Raw genomic sequence first — 6,515 nt, 5'->3', positions numbered from 1 at the left:
TGCTGGCCTGGGCGGGCATCGACACCGGGGTTCACCTCCCAACCTCAATTCCTGCCCCAATTATATTCGGCGTCCCCGCTAGAAGTGGTGGACAATTCAGACACGCCATATTTCTGTCACCGACTATTCTTACTGCCGCCCTCCAGAAAGGACGTTCCTTGCGGTCGGTGGTCGTCCAACGGTTGGTGGGGGTTGAGCGCGGCTTTATCGGGGTCGGGGTGGTTGCTGCAGGTGGGCGGCTGGGGTGGCCTCCCGAAGGTGGGTGCGCGCCGGACGGCGAGCTGCCGGTTGCTGTCACGTTGGTTGCGGTCGCTGGGTTGAGGGAGGTGTTCGGGTGAAAGGCGGGCTCGGAGTTCTCGCACCTGAACGCGCGCTTCGCGCGCGCCATCACCGACAACCCCCACCTACCACTCGTCCTCGCCGACTGCTTTTCCGCGCGCAGCGCGGCACCGGCAGCACCCCGCGCCCACCCCGCAGCAAAACATCCCACCCAAACCACCACCGCAACCAACGTGACAGCAACCGGCAACACACAGAAACAAACGCACCCGCCTTCGGAAGGCCACCTCAACCGCCCACCCACAGCAACCACACAAAACCCGATAAAAGAAGACCTCGACCACGCGCACACCCGGCAGGAATTCACCAGACAGCAACCGGCAGATAAGAGAAGGGGGCTCCAGGCCCTCGGAAGCCACCTCCGCCCACCCGCCCACCCGCCCACCCGCCCACAGCAAGCCAGCACGGCGGTCCGGCGACGGGCGACGCGATCGCCATCGGCCGCGAAAAATCGAAAATAAAAGTCACAGAGAAGACCGGCAACGAAAGACGCGTTAAGGATGCGAAAGGCGCCGCCACCCGCAGGTCACAGGCAAACGGGTCGCGGCGCCTTGCGCGGAAGCATCGGAGAAGGATCCCGGCTGGTTCGGCTCGATGCCGGGCATTACGCGGGGGATCCCACCTCCAGCACCTCTATCAGTCGGCGACGAGACGGGGGCTCCAACTGCCGGGGGCGTACTCGCGCTGACGGCGGACGACGTACCGGCCGGGTGTGCAGCCGGACGCGCCATGCTCGGGGTGCAGGAGGTAGACGGGGGCGGACGCCTCGAAGACGCCGATGGCGAGGCCGGTGGAGTCCCCGACCTGAATGGTCCAGCGGCAGGTGCCGGGGTCGGCGACGAGGGTGTGCGGATTGCCGCCCGCCGCGCCGCGGAGGAGTTCGACGCCCTCGGACGGGATGTCCGTCCAGACGGCGTTCGGGCGGAGCGACAGGGACGCCGAGATTTCGGACATGGGGATGACGAGCAGGTCGCCCTGGGCCTGGATGCCGTCGACGACGGGGATGCTCACCGACTGTTCGAGATGGTCGAGCACGGTGAGCCCGGTCTGCTGGGAGAGGGACGCGAGTGTCACGGTCATGGGGATCACCTTCAGGTTCGGCGGACGAGTCGTGAGTACTGGCCGGCGGACAGCCCATAAGTCCATCCGGCGGCGGCGACCGGGTCGTCGAAGGCGGCCGGGACGGTCAGCCCGTACCGGCGGCGGTGCCCGTCGCGTTCGGTGGAGCCGTTGACGGCGAGCAGCACCCTGGACCGCTCGCGCAGGTCGTAGAGGCGCAACTCGGAGCCGGGGTTGCCAGGGTCGGGCGCAACGGCCACGAGCCGCAGTCCGGCGCGGTCGATGTACTCGCCCCAGCCGATGTTCTCGATCGCGCACCGCCGGACCTCGACGTTGGCCTCCCGCGCGATCCGGTCGACGCTCGGCTGGTCGATCGCCCAGGCCGGCACCTTCGTCCCGTGCCACGCGTGGACGTCCCAGCCGTCGGCATACCGGAGCGCGGGACCGTCCGTGCGGTGCAGCCGCACCTGCCCCTCGTCGCCCCAGACCTCGGTGTGGACTTCGACGGGCCGTTCGGAGACGACGCAGACGTCCTCGCGCGGCCACCACCATCCGCAGGACCGGGCCGGCGCCGCCCACAGGTCGAGCAGGTGGTTCTGCTCAGGTGTGTAGACGACGCCGGACGTCCGGCGAACAGCGTCATAATGCGCGACCAACGAACAGCACAGGGCCCTGTACCAGTCGGCGCCCCGTTCAACACTCTCGTGTGGCGACCGGAGCGTGAGACGGAGCGTGCTCCGGGTCGAGTCCGTGATCGGTGCTCGGACCAGTTGGCGCAGCATCGGGTTCAGCCACCGGTAGTCCCGCATGACCCTGGCGTCCACATCCACGGACAACCCGCTGATCAGCCTGCGGAAACGCAGCGGTAGAGGCCAGTCGGAGAGGCGCTCCGCGCTCTCGGACGCCCGCAGCCGCACGCCGGGCGGAACGGTCTCCAGGGCGGCGGGCGGCGAGGCGACCCAGTGGAAACGCGGCGGATCGAGCCCGATCAGCCGGTACAGCTCGGAGATGGCCGCTTCGGCGGCCGGACGGTCGGCGGGCTCGGTGCAGAGTAGATGCCCGAGCCATTCGGCACGGATGGCGGCAGCCTCCCGCTGCACGACATCGCTCACCGGACGAGGGCAGCGACGCCCCTTTCATAGATCATGACCCGGATCGTCGCAGACCCCTCGCCCACTCGTCCACCCCTTACTCCGACCGGACGCACGAGCCCGGACACACGAGCCCGAACGCGCGAGCACAGACACGCGAGCGCGGACGCCCAGCCTAGACGCACCAGCGCCCGGACCTGAGCGGATCTAAGGCGTCCTAGGCGGCCTAGATAAGGCGTCGTCCCCATGTGGGGGGTGGGGGCTTAGGACGAACCTTGTACATGTCGGGCCGAGAGGGCCCGGCGGGACAAGGAGTCAGACATGATCCGCCCGGAGTTCAGCAACGTCATCATCAAGGACCGCGTACGCATGCTGCGGAGCGAGGCGAAGGAAGCCCGCCGCGTCCGCATCGCGAAGGCGCTCAAGCGGTGACGCCCGCGGCCTGTACGCACCTCGCGCCCCCGTCCGGACAGGACGGGGGCGCTCCTCATTTCCGGGCGTCGGCCGGGGCGAGCGGGGTGCGGCCGCGGATGAGGTCGGCGGCTCGTTCGGCTATGGCGATCGTCGGCGCGTTGGTGTTGCCCCGGGGGACGGACGGCATGACCGAGGCGTCCACGACACGGAGGCCCTCGACGCCTCGGACGCGTAGGGAGGTGTCGCAGACGGAGTCGTCCCCGCCCATCGCGCAGGTGCTCGTGGGGTGGAAGAGCGTCGCGACCTCGCGGCGCACGAAGGCGGTGATGGCCTCGTCGGAGTCGGCCTGGTCGCCCGGCGCCCACTCGCCGAGGATCAGCGAGGCGAGCGGGCCGGTCGCGGCGATCTCGCGGGCCTGGCGGACGCCCGCGACCAGGATGTCGAGGTCGGCCTTCTCCGCGAGGTAGGCCGGGTCGATCAGCGGCTTGGCGTAGGGGCTGGCGGAGCGCAGCGTCAGCGCGCCGCGGCTCGCGATCGCGATGGCGGTGACCATGACGGACAGCAGCCGCTCGGACGAATCGGTGAGGCCCTGGTTGACGAACGGCGTCGGCAGGACGTGGTACTGCAGGTCGGGGGCGGGCAGTCCCTCGACCGTCCGGACGAACCCGCCCGCTTCGGCGACGTTCGACGCGTAGGGGCCGCGCCCCAGGGCCTGGTAGAGGGCGAAGGCACGGGTGTTCGCCTGTTCCCACAGGACTTTGGTGCGGGGCGTCGCGAACATGACGTTCACGAACGGGTGGTCCTGGAGCCGCCGGCCGACCGGGGAGTCGACGAGGACATCGATGCCCAGGGAGCGCAGGTGGTCGGCGGGGCCGATGCCCGACAGCATGAGGAGCTGCGGGCTGTTCACCGCGCCTCCGCACAGCAGGACCTCCGCCTCGGCGCGGACGGAGTGGGTCTCCCCGCGCGCGTCGTAGCGGACGCCGACGGCCCGGCCGTCCTCGATCGTGACGCGGGTGGCGAGGGCGTCGGTGACGACCGTGAGGTTCGGCCGGTACTCGATCGGGTGCAGGTATCCGGCGGCGGTCGACCAGCGTTTTCCGCGCTTGTGGGTGACCTGGTAGAAGCCCACGCCGTCCTGGTCGGCGCCGTTGAAGTCGGGGTTGGCGGCGAGGCCGTACGCCTTGGCCGACTGCACCCACGCGCGGGTCAGCGGGTGCTTGTAGCGCAGGTCCTCGACGCGGAGCGGGCCGCCGACGCCGTGGTAGGGGAGGTCGCCGCGCTGCTGGTCCTCGGCGCGGCGGAAGTAGGGCAGCAGGTCCTCGTAGCCCCAGCCGTCGCAGCCGTAGGAGTCGCGCCAGGTGTCGTAGTCGTGCCGGGCGCCCCGGATGTAGATCATCGCGTTGGTGGACGAGCTGCCGCCGAGCGTCCGGCCCCGCGGCCAGTACACGCTGCGCCCCGCGGCGTGCTCCTGCGGGACGGTCGCGTAGTCCCAGTCGTACGGGCCCTTGATCATCGACGCCACCGCGGCCGGGATGTGGATCTCCGGCGCGTCGTCGGGCGGGCCCGCCTCCAGCAGCAGGACCTTCACGGAGGGGTCCTCGGTCAGCCGGGCGGCGAGGACGCAGCCCGCGCTGCCCGCTCCCACGATGATGTAGTCGTACACGGCAGCCTCCGAGGTCTTTCCGGAACCCTACCGAACGGGCTTCGCTCCAATGCGAGGCTAGGCTGCCGCTATGGCGAAGAACAGGGACAACCCGGTCGTGCTCTCGCGGATCTACACCCGGACGGGCGACGACGGCACCACCGCGCTGGGCGACGCGTCGCGGACCCGCAAGACCGATCCGCGCCTCGCCGCCTACGCCGACGTCGAGGAGGCCAACGCCGCGATCGGCGCGGCGCTCGCGCTCGGCTCGCTGCCGGAGGACGTCGTCACGCTGCTGACCCGCGTCCAGAACGACCTGTTCGACGTGGGCGCCGACCTGTGCGCGCCGGTCGTCCCCGACCCGCAGTACCCGCCGCTGCGCGTCGAGCCGTCCTATATCGAGCGGCTTGAGGAGGCGTGCGACGAGCACAACGCCTCCCTTCCGGCGCTGCGCAGCTTCATCCTCCCCGGCGGGACGCCGGGCGCCGCGCTCCTGCACGTGGCGCGGACGGTCGCGCGGCGGGCGGAGCGCACCACCTGGGCGGCCATCGAGGCGCACGGCAGCGCCGGCGAGGCGGCGGAGAGCGGCGAGTCGGTGGAGGGCGGGGAGCCGGCGGAGAGCGGCAAGGCGGCGGAGAGCGGCGTCAACCCGCTCACCGCCAAGTACCTCAACCGGCTTTCGGACCTGCTGTTCATCCTGTGCCGCGTCGCGAACGACGGGCACGGCGACGTCCTGTGGAAGCCGGGCGGCGAGCGCTGACGGGTGTCCGGTGGTGGGGCTAGCCCCACCACCGGATGACCGGCTCCCCACCTGGTGACGCCGTCCCGTCCACGCCAGGCTGTTCTTGTACGGTGCACGGCGACTACGGGAGAGACCACGTGAGGACCTTGACGGGGACGGCGGTTCTGGCGGTGGCGGCGGTGGGGCTGACCGCCTGCGGCAACCTGAGCTTCGGTACCCACCACGAGGACCGCTCCTATACCGCGCCGGGCGGCGTCACCAAGCTGAAGCTCCAGGCGGGCGGGGGCCGCGTCGAGGTGACCGCGTCCGACTCCCCCGGGATCAGGGTCAGCGAACGGCTGCGCTGGTCCCACCACAAGAACAAGCCGCGGGTGAAGCACGTCACCGAGGGCGACACGCTGAATCTCTCGTCCAAGTGCGCCACCCAGGTGATCGGGTTCTCCGCGTGCGGGGTGACCTACCGCGTCCAGGTGCCGCGCTCCACACCCGTGGAGATCTCCGCGCGGGACGGGTCGATCAACGCGTCCGGGCTCGCCGGGACGGTGAAGCTGCACAGCGACAACGGCTCGATCACCGCGACGAACCTGCGCGCGTCCACCGCGTCCCTCAGCTCCCGCGACGGGTCGGTGCGCGTCTCGGGCCGCGCCGCCATCGCCGACCTGCGCAGCGACAACGGTTCCGTGGACGCGACCGAGCTCACCGCCGACAAGCTGACCGCCCGGTCACGGGACGGCCGCATCCGGCTCAGCGGGACGGCCACCGTCGCCGACCTCGACACCGCCAACGGGAGCATCGAGGCAAGCCGGCTGACCGCCGACCGGATCACCGCGCGGACGAAGGACGGCAGCATCCTCCTGCGTCTCGCCGCGCCCCCCGCAAGGGTCGACGCCGGCACCGCGAACGGCTCCGTCGAACTCTTCCTGCCGGCCGGGGTGGGCTACGCGATCACCACGTCCACCAACAACGGCAGCAAGCAGATCGACTCGGGCATCCACGAGGACTCCCGCTCCGAACGGAAGATCAAGCTCGACACCAACGACGGCGACATCCGCGTCGCACCGAACTAGCCGAACTAGAGAACCGGCCGAGCCAGCCGAGCTACTGCGGTGTCCACCAAGGTTCACCGGTGCGTCGACTTGCGGCGTGTTGTTGGTATGAGCGCGGGCGATGTCAAGCGGCTGTTGCAACGAGGTACTCGTTGAGTGTTTGGGCTGGGGTTTTCCAG

Annotated in this window: 5 protein-coding genes; 2 read left to right on the top strand and 3 right to left on the bottom strand. The window is 70.2% G+C overall.

Annotation, left to right across the window (positions count from 1 at the left end; translation table 11 throughout):
* Positions 1-975: 975 nt before the first annotated feature.
* From SM418_RS37610 to SM418_RS37600, 3 genes are all read right to left on the bottom strand, one after another.
* The gene (locus tag SM418_RS37610) at positions 976-1,419 is read right to left on the bottom strand and encodes a DUF8820 family protein (protein ID WP_371946421.1); all 444 of its coding nucleotides are present in this window, start codon (positions 1,417-1,419) and stop codon (positions 976-978) included.
* 11 nt (positions 1,420-1,430) lie between these two features.
* Positions 1,431-2,510: a DUF6745 domain-containing protein gene (locus tag SM418_RS37605; protein ID WP_371946420.1), complete on the bottom strand. Its 1,080-nt coding sequence runs from the start codon at positions 2,508-2,510 to the stop codon at positions 1,431-1,433.
* 466 nt (positions 2,511-2,976) lie between these two features.
* Positions 2,977-4,569 carry a GMC family oxidoreductase gene (locus SM418_RS37600; RefSeq protein WP_371946419.1) on the bottom strand — a complete coding sequence of 531 codons (1,593 nt, stop codon included), beginning with the start codon at positions 4,567-4,569 and terminating at the stop codon, positions 2,977-2,979.
* 70 nt (positions 4,570-4,639) lie between these two features.
* On the opposite strand from SM418_RS37600, the gene SM418_RS37595 reads away from it, so the two are divergent.
* Positions 4,640-5,308, top strand: a complete 669-nt coding sequence (locus SM418_RS37595; protein WP_371946418.1) for a cob(I)yrinic acid a,c-diamide adenosyltransferase — start codon at positions 4,640-4,642, stop codon at positions 5,306-5,308.
* 119 nt (positions 5,309-5,427) lie between these two features.
* Complete coding sequence (locus SM418_RS37590; protein ID WP_371946417.1) at positions 5,428-6,357, top strand: DUF4097 family beta strand repeat-containing protein; 930 nt, start codon at positions 5,428-5,430, stop codon at positions 6,355-6,357.
* Positions 6,358-6,515 lie beyond the last annotated feature (158 nt).

This window comes from Actinomadura chokoriensis (assembly GCF_041463665.1).
GTDB lineage: Bacteria > Actinomycetota > Actinomycetes > Streptosporangiales > Streptosporangiaceae > Spirillospora > Spirillospora chokoriensis_A.
This window is presented reverse-complemented; position numbering and strand designations above follow the sequence as displayed.

Coding starts and splice junctions, on each gene's coding strand:
- SM418_RS37610 (WP_371946421.1), bottom strand. CDS start 1,419: ATGACCGTGACACTCGCGTCCCTCTCCCAGCAGACCGGGCTCACCGTG.
- SM418_RS37595 (WP_371946418.1), top strand. CDS start 4,640: ATGGCGAAGAACAGGGACAACCCGGTCGTGCTCTCGCGGATCTACACC.